The organism is Methylobacter tundripaludum SV96 (assembly GCF_000190755.2).
GTDB classification, from domain to species: domain Bacteria; phylum Pseudomonadota; class Gammaproteobacteria; order Methylococcales; family Methylomonadaceae; genus Methylobacter_A; species Methylobacter_A tundripaludum.
The window spans coordinates 2003254-2017491 of the sequence record NZ_JH109152.1 but is presented as its reverse complement, the minus strand read 5'-3'; the positions used below and the strand labels follow the sequence as shown (position 1 = coordinate 2017491).

Annotated in this window: 16 protein-coding genes; 11 read left to right on the top strand and 5 right to left on the bottom strand. The window is 48.6% G+C overall.

All coding sequences use genetic code 11. From position 1 onward, the window contains the following. Positions 1–247 precede the first annotated feature (247 nt). Positions 248–1225 (top strand): lipopolysaccharide heptosyltransferase II, encoded by a 978-nt coding sequence (gene waaF / locus METTU_RS09180; protein WP_040579728.1) that lies wholly within the window; start codon positions 248–250, stop codon positions 1223–1225. Next, a complete protein-coding gene (gene waaC / locus METTU_RS09175; RefSeq protein ID WP_006891138.1) occupies positions 1222–2226 on the top strand; it encodes a lipopolysaccharide heptosyltransferase I in 1005 nt (334 codons plus the stop codon). The genes waaF and waaC overlap by 4 nt, the downstream gene beginning before the upstream one ends. 238 nt (positions 2227–2464) lie before the next feature. On the opposite strand, the gene METTU_RS22370 is transcribed toward waaC, so the two are convergent. The 3 genes from METTU_RS22370 to metG form a co-directional block, all read right to left on the bottom strand. Beyond that, positions 2465–2743: a VPEID-CTERM sorting domain-containing protein gene (locus METTU_RS22370; RefSeq protein ID WP_006891136.1), complete on the bottom strand. Its 279-nt coding sequence runs from the start codon at positions 2741–2743 to the stop codon at positions 2465–2467. Between the two features lie 475 nt (positions 2744–3218). Then, positions 3219–3797, bottom strand: a complete 579-nt coding sequence (locus METTU_RS09170; protein ID WP_006891135.1) for an RnfABCDGE type electron transport complex subunit B — start codon at positions 3795–3797, stop codon at positions 3219–3221. 362 nt (positions 3798–4159) lie between these two features. After that, positions 4160–6178, bottom strand: coding sequence for a methionine--tRNA ligase (gene metG / locus METTU_RS09165; RefSeq protein WP_006891134.1), 2019 nt, complete (start codon positions 6176–6178; stop codon positions 4160–4162). Positions 6179–6367: 189 nt separating this feature from the next. Between metG and apbC the strand changes: the two genes are divergently transcribed. Further along, positions 6368–7459: an iron-sulfur cluster carrier protein ApbC gene (apbC, locus tag METTU_RS09160; RefSeq protein ID WP_006891133.1), complete on the top strand. Its 1092-nt coding sequence runs from the start codon at positions 6368–6370 to the stop codon at positions 7457–7459. Between the two features lie 206 nt (positions 7460–7665). Then, complete coding sequence (gene dcd, locus METTU_RS09155; protein ID WP_006891132.1) at positions 7666–8232, top strand: dCTP deaminase; 567 nt, start codon at positions 7666–7668, stop codon at positions 8230–8232. Positions 8233–8331: 99 nt separating this feature from the next. Here dcd and METTU_RS09150 read toward each other — a convergent pair whose 3' ends face one another. Further along, a complete protein-coding gene (locus tag METTU_RS09150) occupies positions 8332–8589 on the bottom strand; it encodes a YcgL domain-containing protein (protein ID WP_006891131.1) in 258 nt (85 codons plus the stop codon). An 86-nt stretch (positions 8590–8675) separates the two neighbouring features. Here METTU_RS09150 and METTU_RS09145 point away from each other — a divergent pair, with 86 nt between their 5' ends. From METTU_RS09145 to METTU_RS09130, 4 genes are all read left to right on the top strand, one after another. Next, positions 8676–9281: a CPBP family intramembrane glutamic endopeptidase gene (locus METTU_RS09145; protein ID WP_006891130.1), complete on the top strand. Its 606-nt coding sequence runs from the start codon at positions 8676–8678 to the stop codon at positions 9279–9281. Between the two features lie 133 nt (positions 9282–9414). Beyond that, positions 9415–9852: an Hsp20/alpha crystallin family protein gene (locus METTU_RS09140; protein ID WP_006891129.1), complete on the top strand. Its 438-nt coding sequence runs from the start codon at positions 9415–9417 to the stop codon at positions 9850–9852. 393 nt (positions 9853–10245) lie between these two features. Further along, positions 10246–11202 carry a DnaJ C-terminal domain-containing protein gene (locus tag METTU_RS09135; RefSeq protein ID WP_006891127.1) on the top strand — a complete coding sequence of 319 codons (957 nt, stop codon included), beginning with the start codon at positions 10246–10248 and terminating at the stop codon, positions 11200–11202. After that, positions 11199–11516, top strand: a complete 318-nt coding sequence (locus tag METTU_RS09130; RefSeq protein ID WP_006891126.1) for a chaperone modulator CbpM — start codon at positions 11199–11201, stop codon at positions 11514–11516. The genes METTU_RS09135 and METTU_RS09130 overlap by 4 nt, the downstream gene beginning before the upstream one ends. Positions 11517–11673: 157 nt before the next feature. On the opposite strand, the gene METTU_RS09125 is transcribed toward METTU_RS09130, so the two are convergent. Next, positions 11674–13266: an OprO/OprP family phosphate-selective porin gene (locus METTU_RS09125; RefSeq protein WP_006891125.1), complete on the bottom strand. Its 1593-nt coding sequence runs from the start codon at positions 13264–13266 to the stop codon at positions 11674–11676. Positions 13267–13443: 177 nt separating this feature from the next. On the opposite strand from METTU_RS09125, the gene METTU_RS24010 reads away from it, so the two are divergent. The 3 genes from METTU_RS24010 to mazF are packed head-to-tail and all read left to right on the top strand — an operon-like array spanning position 13444 to position 14202. Next, positions 13444–13656 (top strand): hypothetical protein, encoded by a 213-nt coding sequence (locus tag METTU_RS24010; RefSeq protein WP_217182803.1) that lies wholly within the window; start codon positions 13444–13446, stop codon positions 13654–13656. Then, the gene (locus METTU_RS09115; protein ID WP_006891124.1) at positions 13625–13870 is read left to right on the top strand and encodes an AbrB/MazE/SpoVT family DNA-binding domain-containing protein; all 246 of its coding nucleotides are present in this window, start codon (positions 13625–13627) and stop codon (positions 13868–13870) included. The genes METTU_RS24010 and METTU_RS09115 overlap by 32 nt, the downstream gene beginning before the upstream one ends. Beyond that, positions 13870–14202, top strand: a complete 333-nt coding sequence (gene mazF / locus METTU_RS09110) for an endoribonuclease MazF (protein WP_006891123.1) — start codon at positions 13870–13872, stop codon at positions 14200–14202. Before METTU_RS09115 ends, mazF begins: the two co-directional genes overlap by 1 nt. Positions 14203–14238 lie beyond the last annotated feature (36 nt).

Sequence of the window (14238 nt, the reverse complement as noted above, 5' to 3'; positions counted from 1 at the left end):
GATTAAAAAATTTAACCACGAAGACACGAACGACTGCATGGACAGATTTTTGCTCCATGCAAAATCTGCATTTCCCACATCCTTGTGGGTTATGCAGGAGGTAGAGCAATGCAGGAGCAATTGCCGAGATCACGAAGTTTTATGTTTCTTTCTTCGTGATCTTCGTGGTTTATAAAATATATAGTCATTTAAGGTCTTGAAAAAATATCACAAGATTCTAGTCGTCGGCCCCTCCTGGGTCGGCGATATGGTGATGGCGCAAAGCCTGTTTATCGCCCTGAAAAACACCCACCCGGACTGCCGGATTGACGTGCTGGCTCCGTCATGGACATTATCCCTGCTGGAAAGAATGCCCGAAGTGAGCAAAGCCATCGCCATGCCATTGCCGCGCGGCAAGTTCGGCTTGATGGAGCGCATCAAACTGGGCTTGAGCCTGCGTTCGGAAGGCTACGATCAGGCCATCCTGTTGCCGAATTCCTGGAAATCCGCAATCCCCCCGTTTTTCGCCAATATTCCCATCCGTACCGGTTACATCGGTGAATGCCGTTGGGGGCTGCTTAACGATGCCAGAAAATTGGATAAAAACCTGCTGACCATGACCGTGCAGCGCTTTGTCGCTCTGGGTTTGCCAGCCGATGCGCCTATGCCGCCGGTATGTCCGCAGCCTGCGATAACGATCAGCAAAGACCGGCAACAGGCGGTTATCGATAAGTTCAGGCTAACACCATCAGCAAAAATCCTGGCCTTATGCCCCGGCGCCGAATACGGTCCGGCAAAGCGCTGGCCGACCGAGTATTACTCCGAAGTCGCCCGGCATAAAATCGACCAAGGCTGGCAGGTTTGGCTGTTCGGCTCCGATAAGGATAAAGCCGTCGCAGAACAAATCAACCGGGAAGCTTCCGGCTTCTGTACCGACTTTACCGGCAGGACATCCGTGGCCGAAGCGGTTGATTTAATGTCGCTGGCCAATACTGTGGTGAGCAATGATTCCGGCTTGATGCATGTCGCAGCTGCGTTGGACAAAAAAATCATCGCCATTTACGGCTCATCGGATCCGGGCTTTACCCCGCCGTTGAACGACAAGGCCCAGGTTATCTCGTTGAATCTCGATTGCGCGCCCTGCTTTAAGCGCGACTGTCCGCTAGGCCATACCCATTGCCTGACCGGCATTACGCCGGATCGGGTGCTTGAATATATAACGCTTACCCAATCAGGGCCTAAGTGAAGGTCGCCATCGTAAAGCTCTCGGCGCTGGGAGACATTGTCCATGCGATGGTGGCGTTACAGTTCATCAAGGCGGACTCCCACTCCCCGGAAATTCAGATCGACTGGATAGTTGAGGAGCGCTTTGCCGAGGTTTTAAAAAACAATCCCGACATCGATAATATTCTGACGGTTAACCTGAAAGCCTTAAAAACCAACAAGGCCGGGATTTTTGCGCAGCTCAAGAAAATTCGCGGCTATGCAAGTAACAATTATGACCTGGTTATCGACGCCCAAGGGCTGATCAAGTCGGCCGCCACCGCCAAGATTATAGGAAAGCGCATCGCCGGATTCGATGCCGATTCAATCCGAGAAAAAGCCGCGTCATGGTTTTATGACATCAAAGTCGCCTGTGCTTATGATGTCAACACCATCGACAGAAATGCCTTGATACTGTCCAGTCCCTTAGGCATCGACATCAGCACCGAGCAAATCCTCAACAAAAAGCCGTTTTTGTTTTTTAACAACGAAGACCCGCAAATTTATGACTACCTGTTAAAAGACCGGATCAATATTGTGCTGGTGATCGGTTCAACCTGGGACAGCCGCAACTATCCGGCCGCCAAGTTTGTAAAAATAGCAGAGGCGTTGCAGCAAAACTGCCTGGTCATCTGGGGTAGCGAGCAGGAAAAAGCCAGCGCGGAATGGATGGCGATGCAATCCGACCTGATTAAAGTCATGCCCAAGCTGGATTTGAACAGCCTGAAGGCATTGATTGCCAAGGCCGATTTACTGATCGGCAACGATACCGGGCCGACCCACATGGCTTGGGGATTAAACAGGCCATCAATCACCATTTTCGGCCCGACGCCGGTCAGCCGGGTTTACCAGACCGACATCAACAAAGCGGTTAAGTCCGCATCCATCGTTAATCCGTATAAACTCGACAAGCGGGATTATTCGATTAAGGATATTGATGAGCAGGAGATTATCAAGCAGGCGAAGTTTTTATTGTCGTTATGAAAACGTGGTTAGATCTAATGCTTTGCAGTTTCTATAATGAACCCAAACTTAAAGTATTGGGGTACTTCGATTGAGCTGAATGCCTCCTAAATACCGACAGGCCGTCGACCGTATCAATAGTGGATTCGCCGGAAATAAGACCTTGAGCTACGCTTGCGAGGTCTTATTCTGGTCTACACCACTAACAATAAGTCTACGGCTTTGCCGGGGCGATTTAACTCGATCGCTATAATAAATTTTAAGAGCGTTTAGCTCGATATTTTTCACTAGCTATCAATAAACTGCCAATTAATATGGCAATTGCATTAGTTCCTGATGATGCATTAATTTCTGGAGCTTGTGCTACACCACCATGACCTATTATATTATGGTCTCCTCCTGTGTTAGTGGCAGGGATATTGTTGTTAATAAAAGCTTCTATTGGGGGGCGTTGATCAGGGTGTTTAACAAAGTAAGCAACGCCACCGGCTGAAGCTAAAAAAACAGATAAAATAAGTGCTATTAAATAATTTGACATAATAATTACCTCACGTTAGCTATATTTATAACCTGAATTGGTATAAACAAAACCAGAATATAGGAAAAGATAATTTATACCATTCGTTGAAATACTTAATCTTAGAAAAACGTCAAATTAAATAACGGTGGACTGCTGCAAATGGGCGGAACTCAACGACCAAAATTATCATTCTGGTGAATCTATTGGTTCTTCTCGATTACGTGGGTAACGTTGCAAGGCGGATTGTTTGTGGGGTGACCCTACGTCATCCTATTTCTTAGTACTGTAGGTCGAAATAAGCTGGTTCGAGCGACAGAGAGAACTAGCGTTTCCGGCAAACACCCCAGATTCGCCGGAAAAGCTTCCGCTCCTTACCTACATCCATGTAGGCAACGCCACCTCGCGCTACGCGCTTGGATGGTCTTATTCCGGTCTACGCCATTTTGATCGGGGTTGGGGGACGGGATTGTACCCCCCCAACCCGACCGCTATCCTATTTTTTAGCCGCTTGCATCTTCAGAAATGCCTGTTTCTTCTTTTTCACACGCTCCGCTTTTTCAGCTTCTTCTTGTTCCTTGCGCGAACAGCGCGCATCGTAGCGCCGTTTTGCCTGGGCGGATTTTTGCGCCCGAGTTTTTTCGGCATTGTTTGGCGGCGCGGCTTGCATGATGATGCAATCGACCGGACAAGGCGCTATACACAATTCGCAACCGGTACATTCCGAGGCTATAACCGTGTGCATCAATTTTGCCGCGCCCACTATCGCATCGACAGGACAATCGGCGATACATTTAACGCAACCGATGCAGTCTTCCTCGATAATAAACGCGACGCTTGGGGGCTTGTGCAGACCGAATTCGGTATTCAGCGGCTTGGGAGAGACGCCTAATAAATCGGCCAGGTCCCGTATGCCCTCGTCACCGCCTGGCGGGCACTGGTTGATGTCCGCTACGCCCGAGGCGATGGCCTCGGCGTAGGGGCGGCAGCCTTGAAAGCTGCATTGTCCGCATTGGGTCTGCGGCAGTAATGCATTGATTCGGTCGATCAAAGTAGGATTTTCGAACATAGGCATCTACACAAGCCCTATAGCGGTCATTCCGGCAGGGATTGCCGGAAGTACGACCGCAAGGATAGGGGAGCTAGAATCGCGTCTGGAACAGCGATCGAGAGCAATATATGGGGCAATTGCCGAGAGCACAGGGATGTGAAGAATATACAAAAAAGGTTTCATACGACTAAAAAAATGATTATCGATCCCTGAGCATTGCCATCCATGGCGTCTGGATCCCGGCACAAATCTGTCTGGAACAGATTTGCATTAACCCGAAGGGCGTCAGGCAGGGAAAGCCTGACGTGAATCCCTGCCGCGATGACGTGCTTCGAAGATTCTTATGTTAATAGTTCCCAGGCCGGAGCGTGGTAACGATAACGAAGTTACTTAACCCGCATCCCCGGCTCGGCACCTTCATCGGGACTCAAAACCCAAATATCCTTGCCACCGGGACCTGCCGCCAGCACCATGCCTTCGGATAGGCCGAAACGCATTTTCCTCGGCGCAAGATTGGCGATGACCAGGGTCAGCTTTCCTTCCAGATCTTCCGGGCTATAGGCGGATTTAATCCCGGCAAAGATGTTGCGGGTTTCATCGCCGATATCCACGGTCAACTGCAGCAACTTGTCCGCGCCTTCGACGTGATCGGCCTTGATGATTCTGGCGATACGCAAATCGAGTTTGGCGAAATCGTCAAACTCAATGGTGTCGGCTATCGGTTCGAATTTTTTAGCTTTCACAGGCTCGGCGGTTTTTTCCAGGTTTTCTTTGGACGCTTCGATAATCGCCGCGATTTTATCGGCTTCAACCCGCGTCATCAGCGGTTTGAATTCGTTGATCGCGTGATTTAACAAAGGTTTGGCATCAACCGGCCAGGCTTGCGCTTCGATATTTAAAAAGCTTTCCGCATTACCTGCCAACACAGGAATAACCGGTTTCAAGTAAACGGCCAGCAGCCGGAACAGGTTGAGTCCCATGGTGCAGACTTCGTGCAGTTCTTGGTCCTTGCCTTCTTCCTTGGCGATCAGCCACGGTTTTTTCTCGTCGATATACTGATTGGCTTTATCGGCCAGCGCCATGATTTCGCGCATGGCTTTGCCGAATTCGCGGGCCTCGTAAAGTTCGGCAATTTGCGTGTTGGCGGTAACGAATTCATGGAACAGGGCTTGTTCCGAACATTGTTCCGACAACCTGTTATCAAAGCGTTTGGCGATAAAACCGCTGCAACGGCTGGCAATATTGACTACTTTGCCGACCAGGTCGGAATTAACCCGTTGGCTGAAATCGTCGAAATTCAAGTCCAGATCGTCGACCCCGGCGCTGAGCTTGGCGGCAAAATAATAACGCAGGTATTCAGGATTCAGGTGGTCCAGGTAGGTTCTGGCTTTGATAAAGGTGCCGCGCGATTTGGACATTTTTTCGCCGTTCACGGTTAAAAAACCGTGCGCGAAAATCGCACTGGGCGTCCTGAAATGCGCGCCGCTCAACATCGCAGGCCAGAATAAGGCATGGAAATAAATGATGTCTTTGCCGATGAAATGATACAGCTCGGCATCGCTGTTTTTGGACCAGAATTCATTGAAGTCCAGTCCCTGCTTATCGCACAGGTTTTTAAAGCTGGCCATGTAGCCGATCGGCGCATCCAGCCACACATAAAAATATTTGCCCGGCGCATCGGGGATTTCAAAGCCGAAATAGGGCGCGTCGCGGCTTATGTCCCATTGCTGCAAACCGCCATCCAGCCATTCGGCCAATTTGTTGCTGACTTCGGGCTGCAAGTGACCGGCATGGGTCCACTCGCGCAACATGTCGCTAAAGTTGGCCAGGTCGAAAAAATAATGCACGGAATCTTTATCGACGGGCTTTGCGCCTGAAATTGCCGAAACCGCGTTTTTCAGCTCGGTCGGCGCATAGGTTGTACCGCAGACTTCGCAGCCGTCGCCGTATTGATCGGCCGCGCCGCATTTGGGGCATTCGCCTTTGATAAAGCGGTCGGACAAAAACATGTTCTTAACCGGATCAAAAGCCTGGGTAATGGTGCGCGAGCTGATATGTCCGGCATCGCGTAAACGCTCGTAAACCAGCGATGACAAGGCCTTATTTTCTTCGGAATGGGTGCTGTGGTAATTATCGAACGCCACGCTGAACTCGGTAAAGTCGGCCAGATGCTCTTTGCCGACCTGGGCGATCAGTTGTTCCGGGGTAATGCCTTCGCGATCCGCCCTGAGCATGATCGGCGTGCCGTGGGTGTCGTCCGCGCAAACGTAATAGCAGAGGTTGCCGCGTTGTTTCTGGAAACGCACCCAAATGTCGGTTTGAATGTATTCAACCAGGTGACCGAGATGAATGGGGCCGTTGGCGTAAGGCAGTGCGCTGGTGACGAGGATTTTTCTATCTGACATAGTGTAAAAGCTCAAGCAATTCGAAGGCAAAATTAGCTGGTTATTATGGCATAAAATAAACGCAAGCTGCGATTATCGGGCATCTAAAAAGTGCAATATAACGGGGGAGTCGGTAAAATGTTTTGTATCTTGAGCTAAATGCTTGGTTATTGATCAGGCGCATTTTATTGACACCTATGGAGCATGGACATGGCAAGCATCGAAAAGGCTGATGTAGAAGATCTTCTGCAAACATTCATCGACCCCAACAATGGAACCGATCTGGTTTCGGCAAAATCGGTCAAAGCCATCGTTATCGATGGTAACAACGTCAGCGTTAAACTGGAGTTGGGCTATCCCGCCAAAAGCTATATCGCCGAACTCAAAGCCGCAGTTGAAGAGCATCTGAAAACATTGGCAGGCATCGGCGATGTCAGCGTTGAAGTCAGCGTAAAAATTCTTTCCCATGCCGTACAACAGGCATTAAAGCCGCTGCCCAACGTCAAAAACATTATCGCCGTGGCCTCCGGCAAAGGCGGCGTCGGTAAGTCGACGACGGCGGTCAACCTGGCACTGGCGCTGGCCGCAGAAGGCGCTAATGTCGGCATTCTGGATGCGGACATTTACGGACCCAGTATCCCGATGATGCTGGGACTTTCGGGCCTTCCTGAAAGCAAAGACCAAAAAACCATGATGCCCAAGATCGCTTACGGCGTGCAGACGATTTCTATCGGCTATCTGGTTGAGGCCGATCAAGCCATGATCTGGCGCGGCCCGATGGTTACCACGGCCTTGCAGCAACTGCTCAAAGACACCAACTGGGACAACCTGGATTACCTGGTTATCGATTTGCCGCCCGGCACCGGCGATATTCAGCTAACCTTGTCGCAGCAGATTCCGGTCAGTGGCGCGATTATCGTCACCACGCCGCAGGATATTGCCCTGATTGATGCCCAGCGCGGCTTGGGCATGTTCGAGAAAGTCAACGTGCCGGTATTGGGTCTGGTTGAAAACATGAGCATGCATATTTGCAGCAACTGCGGCCATGAAGAAGCCATATTCGGTGAAGGCGGCGGGCTTGCGATGGCCGAGCGTAACCGAATCGAGTTTCTCGGTTCCTTGCCTTTGGACATTAATATCCGGCAATTTGCCGATTCCGGCAGGCCGACCGTGGTTGCCGACCCGGACGGGCGGCCTGCGCAAATTTACAGGCAGATTGCACGTAAAACAGCGGCCAGACTGGCGTTGAAGGCTAAGGATTTCACCACGAAGTTTCCCAAGATCGTCGTGCAGAATACCTGATTGTATCGGTTCCGTAAAAACCTACTTAGCCATCGAATACAATGGAACGCAGATGACGCGGATGAATATGATGAACACGGATAATTCAATAAAAATCTTACATATCATAATTATCAGCGTCATCTGCGTTCTATTTTTCTAACTGCTGAGTAATTACGTTCTATGTTAAAATCCGCCTTTTTAAATCAATCAGGTAGTAATACTCCATGAGCATTAAGTCGGACAAGTGGATACGTCGCATGGCGGAACAACAGGGCATGATCGAACCGTTTGAAAGCGGCCAAGTCAGGGATTCGGAACGCGGCCGGGTCATTTCCTACGGCACATCCAGTTACGGCTACGATGTCCGGTGTTCGGACGAATTCAAGATTTTCACCAATATCAATTCCGCGATCGTCGATCCCAAAGACTTTGATTCAAACAGCTTTGTCGACGTTAAGTCCGATGTCTGCATTATCCCGCCGAACTCATTCGCCTTGGCCAGAACGGTTGAATACTTCCGCATTCCCCGCGATGTATTGACGATTTGCCTTGGAAAATCTACCTATGCCAGATGCGGCATTATCGTTAATGTCACCCCGCTGGAACCCGAATGGGAAGGCCATGTGACGCTGGAGTTTTCCAATACCACCACGCTGCCCGCAAAAATCTATGCCAATGAAGGCGTGGCGCAAATGCTGTTTTTCGGCGGCGACGAAATTTGTGAAACCTCTTACAAAGACCGGGGCGGCAAGTATCAGGGACAAACCGGCGTTACCTTGCCGAAAGCGTAAATAGATTGATTCACCACGAAGGCACGAAGAGCACGAAGTTTTTGCCTCAGCTTTTCTCCGTGCTCTTCGTGCCTTCGTGGTTTTATGCTTTTATCAAAATTACTGAATTGTTACCGGCGCAGGCAGATTGATCGGCGGTAGCTGCACAAAAAAGCCTTTCGCCTTCAGGCTATCAATCACTTTTCCGGCTTCTTCCTTGGCCAGTTTACGTTCCGGCGTCAGCTCCAAATCCATCACAAATTCCATTTTGCCAAAGCTGCTGAAAAGCGCTTCCGGTACCCTCGAAAAATCGTCTTTTTTATCAACATACAAATAAAGATGTTCTTTTTTCAAGCTTTTATAAATAAAACACAGCATAGTGTTAGTCGCAATAATGAATCAAAAACCACCATTTTAACCATTTTTGATTAGAATGACCTTTTCTTGCTGCTCAGTTAATAGAAATGGATAAACATCCTACCAACCACGATGGTTTTTTTAAAAAGGCTTGTGCTTTTGAAGCGGCCCTGATTTTGGTCGCGGTTTTTTTAGGTTGGATCGCGGACATCAATCCTTTCGCTGACCTGTATTTTTCAGAGTCGGCCATCGCTTACGGCGTGATAGGGACAATACCTTTATTTTTACTGTTCCTGACCCTGGAGCAAATGCAGACAGAGTCATTAATAAAGATTAAAAACATGCTGTTTGAGACCTTGGGCTCCAATTTGCATCGTTACCACTGGACTGATTTATTGATACTGGCGTCAATTGCCGGGCTATCGGAAGAGCTGTTGTTTCGCGGTGTTATCCAGCCCTGGATGGAGTCTTCCTGGGGTTTGACCGCAGGCTTGGTCGGCAGCAATATTATTTTCGGCCTGGCTCATGCCGTGACGCCGCTTTATGCGGTGCTGGCGGCTTTAGTAGGGATTTATTTGGGTTTATCTATGGATTATGGCGGTGACAGGAATTTACTACTTCCGATTGTTATTCACGGCTTATACGATTTCCTGGCGTTTATCGCGCTGCTGCGTGCGTACCGGGCAAGTCGCTTAACCGATTCAAAAGAGTAACATTAAAAATCTAACGCCCAATTACATTAAGCGACTTGACAAAAAAACCGCTGCCCCCACATATTTAATGAAGACAAGTAATCGTTTTCAAGTTTGTTATTGAATTAAGACATTAATCTTTAGGAGACAAGAAATGGCTATCGTACGTTATGAACCGTGGGGATTACTGAACCAATTACAAAGAGAACTGACGCTTTCGCGGGATGAAAAAGCGGGTGAAGGTTCGATTGCAACCGCAGAATGGGCTCCTGCGGTCGATATAAAAGAAGAAGTCGATAAATTCGTTATCCTTGCCGATATTCCAGGTGTTAAACCGGAAAACATCGAAGTCAGCATGGAAGCAGGCGTGTTGACGGTAAAAGGCGAAAAAGAAACCGAATCCAAAACTGAAAAAGAAGGCTATAAACGGGTCGAAAGAACCTCCGGTTCTTTTTATCGTCGATTCAGCCTGCCCGATTCTGCCGATGGCGATGCCATCAATGCAAAATGCAAACTCGGCGTACTGGAAATCATCATTCCCAAACGGGAAGCCATTAAACCAAAACGCATCAATGTCATGTCGGAGGAATAATTCCAGGCTCCCATTACGCCATTAATCCGGATTTTGTAAAAATAGAACAACCTGAGTGGTAGGCATACCCTAAAGGCAACCCAATAGGTGAATAAGATGCCAATGATCACTTTTACTCTGTTTGTAAAGCGCCTGCTGCTATGTTTAGCCATTCTGGTTGTTCATTATATTTTCGCGTTTGTCCCCATATCGGAGTTCTTTTTACTCTATATTATTTTTTTCAAGCCGAAATGGTTTGAGGTTTTTTAAGCTTGAATGATTGGCGGCCGGCCTGACAAGCTTGTCGCCTTGGCTGAATGCTTGAAGCTCACCATTAACTGATTTATGCTGGCATGGAAATACCAAATCTACCTGAATTTTTCAGGTTCTCAATTGTAATCGGACGGGCACAGCATGCAGTATAAAGATTACTACAAGATAATGGGGCTATCCAGAAACTCCACTCAGGACGAAGTCAAGCGCGCCTATCGTAAACTGGCGCGTAAATACCATCCCGATGTCAGCAAGGAAAAGGATGCCGAGGCAAAATTCAAGGAACTGGGCGAAGCTTACGAAGTACTCCAGGACCCTGAAAAAAGAGCCGCTTACGATAAATTGGGTACCAAGTGGAAAGCCGGTGAGGATTTCAGGCCGCCGCCAAACTGGGATGAAGGCTTCGAGTTCAAAGGTGGCGGTTTTACCGGTGGCGACGCCGGCGCCTTTAGTGATTTTTTTGAACAATTGTTCGGACGCGCCGGATCTCGTCCTACTGACCGTGGGCCGCACGGCTTTCATGTGCGGGGACAGGACAGCCATGCAAAAATTTATATCGACCTGGAAGACAGTATCCACGGCTCGACGCGCAATATTTCCCTGAGCACGCCGGAAATGGATGTGCAAGGTTATGTAAAGGTTAAACACCGAAGCCTGAACATCAAAATTCCCAAAGGCATTAAACCCGGACAACATATCCGGCTGGCAGGGCAGGGCGACCCCGGCTCAGGCGGCGGCAAAGCCGGCGACCTGCTGCTTGAAATAGCCTTTAACAGCCACCCGCTGTATCGGGTTTCCGAAACCGACATCTACCTGGAGCTGCCCGTTACGCCTTGGGAGGCGGCATTAGGCGCTAAAATAAAAGTGCCTACGCCGGAAGGAAGCGTTGACCTGAAAATACCGCCCAATTCCCGGCAAGGCAGCAAGCTGCGTTTAAAAGGCCGAGGGCTTCCAGCCAAAACGCAGGGCGATTTTTTCGTCGTACTGCAAATCGCACTGCCGCCTGCAAACACCGAGCGCGCCAAAGCGGTCTACCAAAAAATGCAGCAAGAACTTGATTTTAACCCGCGCTTATCTTTGGGGGTAAAAAGCCTATGAATTCACATGATTTATTGCCAGTGCATACCGGAACGGTCATTGAAGATGACAGTCTGACTCTGGAGCAACTGTGCCATGCTTGCGGCGTTCATGCTGACTGGGTTATCAGTCTGGTTGAAGAAAGCATTATCGAACCGGAAGGAGACGATATACATTTGTGGCGTTTTTCAGGAACATGTCTGGTGCGGGTACGCTCCGCGCTAAGGTTGCAGCATGATCTGGGCGTCAATCTGGCCGGTATCGCGCTGGCGCTGGATTTGATGGAGGAGCTTGAAAACCTGCGTACCCAATTAAAAATAATGGGGCATGATTGAGAATATTGGCCAGTTAAGGCAGGTGATTTATAGGATTGGCGACCATAAAAAAAGCCGCACTGAAGATTCAGTGCGGCTGTGTATTGGCTTTCGCCAGAGTCAATTTCGTTAAACTGCCTTAAGAGTAAGCACCAATCTAACGAGTCTTAACCCATCTTTACCAGTCAAGCTGAACGCGTGTTTCAATCGCGTCCAAATCGGCATTGTTAAATGCACGACTAGTCGTATTGGCAACTGCTCCGGTATTAATATCCAGCGCATGAACCCAGTTAGCCATTACACGCACATGCGAATTAGGATACCAGTTGACGCCAAACTTCGCAGTTGATGTTCTTCCGCCTTTTATGTTAAGAGTATTCAAATCGAGCGCATCGTAACCCGCTGCAAGCTCCCATGCACCCCAGCCGCCTTTCATATCAAAATTACGATTGGGTTTTAAGCGATCCCAGGCACCGGTCTTGGATTTATAATTACGCGACTCGCCAGTTAAGAAATAGGTTACATAGCCGTAGTAACCATCCAGAGTTTCATTGTCATAGCCTCTGCCGGTAACATTCGTCGCGATATATTCGCCTTGTGCTGAAAACGGCCCATAGACCAGAGCAGATTCTGCGCCAAAACGGGTCAGATGATTTGCCTGGTTCCCTGTACGGCTGTTGCCTGAAGTCAGATTCCCCGTATTTACTATATTGGTACGGTCTACGTTATTATTGAGGCCGTGGGCGTACGAAATACCACCGCTACGTAACGCACTACCGTCAGCCAAATAATTGTTATTAACATTGATATACGACCCCGATGTACCTACATGCAGGAACTTGGTTTTGCTTTCCATCCACGGCATGCCGGTCACTCGAGCGTTAACTTCCCAGTTAGTATCGCCACTGCTGCCGTTACGGTTAGCGTTTCCGTTAGTGCCGGTCGCGCTGTTGCTGGCGCCGTTTGCGCCAACAGGTTCTGTTTGTAACGATGTAGCCACCTGCCAGCGATCGGTCGCATAGTTAGCGCCGATACCCATTTTGTAAGTATTCAGGTCGTCGACGAAAGTGTCGACGGCTTGGTTACGTTGGATGAATGTGATATAGCGGTTGCTGGTGGCTTCTTCTAAGCTGAACGGCTCTTTGAAAGCACCGAATTTAATTGAAAACGGTTTGGAAAAATTATAACCAATGAAAGCATCGGTAACCCCGGCGCCTGTCGTGCCGTTACCGCGAGTGAAATCGTACTCAAATTTGTAAAAACTACTTTTAAAGAATGTACCTTCAACCCCCAGACGGGCACGACGAATCGACATGCCATCAGCCAATTGGTTATTCGGATTAGGTCCGGTAGCAGTGGCGACACGGTCGGTCACATTGGTCTGAGAATCCACTTGCAAACGACCGTTAATACCGGCGGTGAAATTGCCGTCGTTGGTCGCAAAATGGATACCGTCGTCGAGTTTAACATGAGCTTTTCCAGGAGCTGTTTCTTCTTTTGCATGTTCTTCCAGCGCTTTAATAGCATTGTCTTTTAAAGCCAAATCTTCACGAATCGCTTTAATTTCTGCCTGGTCTTCTGCTTTAACCGCTGGTTTGGCAGTAGCGCTCTGAACTTTTTCGAAAGACCCCATAAGTTCCCGGCCACGACCGGGTTCTGCATAAATCTGTTTGGTTTTGGTATCAACATAAAGATCCATGGCAAAAGCGCCGGATGTTGCGCCTGCACCTAAAACGGTAGCGATTGCCAATGTAAGTTTAGATATTTTCATATTTTGCTCTTGGTTGTTATCAAAAAAGTTTGAGCAAGAATATGGAAATTAAATGACAGCTTAATGACGGTTTTATTACAGTTTGATGACAGGGCAACAAATCGGCAAATAAGTTGTAAGTTTGCAAAAAAATAAATTTGTTGGCCGGGCTTGTTGCCATTTCTAATAAAAACCAACATGTTACCGATTGTCTTTTTAGCAACAAAAAACGCTATAGGTTCGGCGTTAATCATACTGTCACTTGCACGCTATGCGTTAAATAACCCTTTAAAAGCTGGTTTATGTGGCTACAAAGTTGCTACCATACTGAGGAGTCGCTACAATGAAGCTACTTTAAATATTCTTCGAGAGAATGGCGATGCAAACTCAAATCAAGAAGTGGGGCAATAGCGCGGTGGTGCGTTTACCGGCAACGATGCTCGCACAGTTAAATCTTAGCGTGGGGTCACCGGTAGACCTCAAAACAGAAGGCGACCGGCTTGTTATAGAGCCAAGCTTGAATCGCGAGTACAAATTATCTGATCTTTTGGAGGGCATTACCCCTGATAATTTGCACGAATCAATAGATTGGGGCGAGGCAGTCGGTCGGGAGGTTGCTGCCTGATGGCGACAAAATACGCTCCAGAGCGCGGTGACATCGTGTGGCTCACCTTTGATCCACAGGCTGGGCACGAACAGGCCGGTCGTCGACCAGCGTTGGTACTATCGCCAAAGGCCTACAACGCAAAGACAAGTTTGGCTCTAATTTGCCCTATCACTAGCCAGACGAAAGGATATCCATTCGAGGTGGCGCTACCCAATGGCCACGTAAACGGTGTGATTCTGGCTGATCAAGTGCGCAATCTCGATTGGACAGCGAGGCGTGCAGAGAAAATTTCTTCGGTTTCCGACGAGGTTCTATCTGAGGTGTTGGCGAAGCTATCGGCGTTAATGTAATTCAAGCCTCTAAACTCAAGCGGGACGAGGGTTTGT

Excerpts from the sequence above, each read along its gene's own strand:
- METTU_RS09130 (WP_006891126.1), top strand. The coding sequence starts at position 11,199 with ATGAATTCACATGATTTATTGCCAGTGCATACCGGAACGGTCATTGAA.
- METTU_RS22370 (WP_006891136.1), bottom strand. The coding sequence starts at position 2,743 with ATGTCAAATTATTTAATAGCACTTATTTTATCTGTTTTTTTAGCTTCA.
- METTU_RS09140 (WP_006891129.1), top strand. The coding sequence starts at position 9,415 with ATGGCTATCGTACGTTATGAACCGTGGGGATTACTGAACCAATTACAA.
- METTU_RS09135 (WP_006891127.1), top strand. The coding sequence starts at position 10,246 with ATGCAGTATAAAGATTACTACAAGATAATGGGGCTATCCAGAAACTCC.
- metG (WP_006891134.1), bottom strand. The coding sequence starts at position 6,178 with ATGTCAGATAGAAAAATCCTCGTCACCAGCGCACTGCCTTACGCCAAC.
- METTU_RS09115 (WP_006891124.1), top strand. The coding sequence starts at position 13,625 with ATGCAAACTCAAATCAAGAAGTGGGGCAATAGCGCGGTGGTGCGTTTA.
- METTU_RS24010 (WP_217182803.1), top strand. The coding sequence starts at position 13,444 with ATGTTACCGATTGTCTTTTTAGCAACAAAAAACGCTATAGGTTCGGCG.
- METTU_RS09150 (WP_006891131.1), bottom strand. The coding sequence starts at position 8,589 with ATGCTGTGTTTTATTTATAAAAGCTTGAAAAAAGAACATCTTTATTTG.
- waaF (WP_040579728.1), top strand. The coding sequence starts at position 248 with ATGGTGATGGCGCAAAGCCTGTTTATCGCCCTGAAAAACACCCACCCG.
- dcd (WP_006891132.1), top strand. The coding sequence starts at position 7,666 with ATGAGCATTAAGTCGGACAAGTGGATACGTCGCATGGCGGAACAACAG.
- METTU_RS09170 (WP_006891135.1), bottom strand. The coding sequence starts at position 3,797 with ATGCCTATGTTCGAAAATCCTACTTTGATCGACCGAATCAATGCATTA.
- METTU_RS09125 (WP_006891125.1), bottom strand. The coding sequence starts at position 13,266 with ATGAAAATATCTAAACTTACATTGGCAATCGCTACCGTTTTAGGTGCA.
- mazF (WP_006891123.1), top strand. The coding sequence starts at position 13,870 with ATGGCGACAAAATACGCTCCAGAGCGCGGTGACATCGTGTGGCTCACC.
- apbC (WP_006891133.1), top strand. The coding sequence starts at position 6,368 with ATGGCAAGCATCGAAAAGGCTGATGTAGAAGATCTTCTGCAAACATTC.
- METTU_RS09145 (WP_006891130.1), top strand. The coding sequence starts at position 8,676 with ATGGATAAACATCCTACCAACCACGATGGTTTTTTTAAAAAGGCTTGT.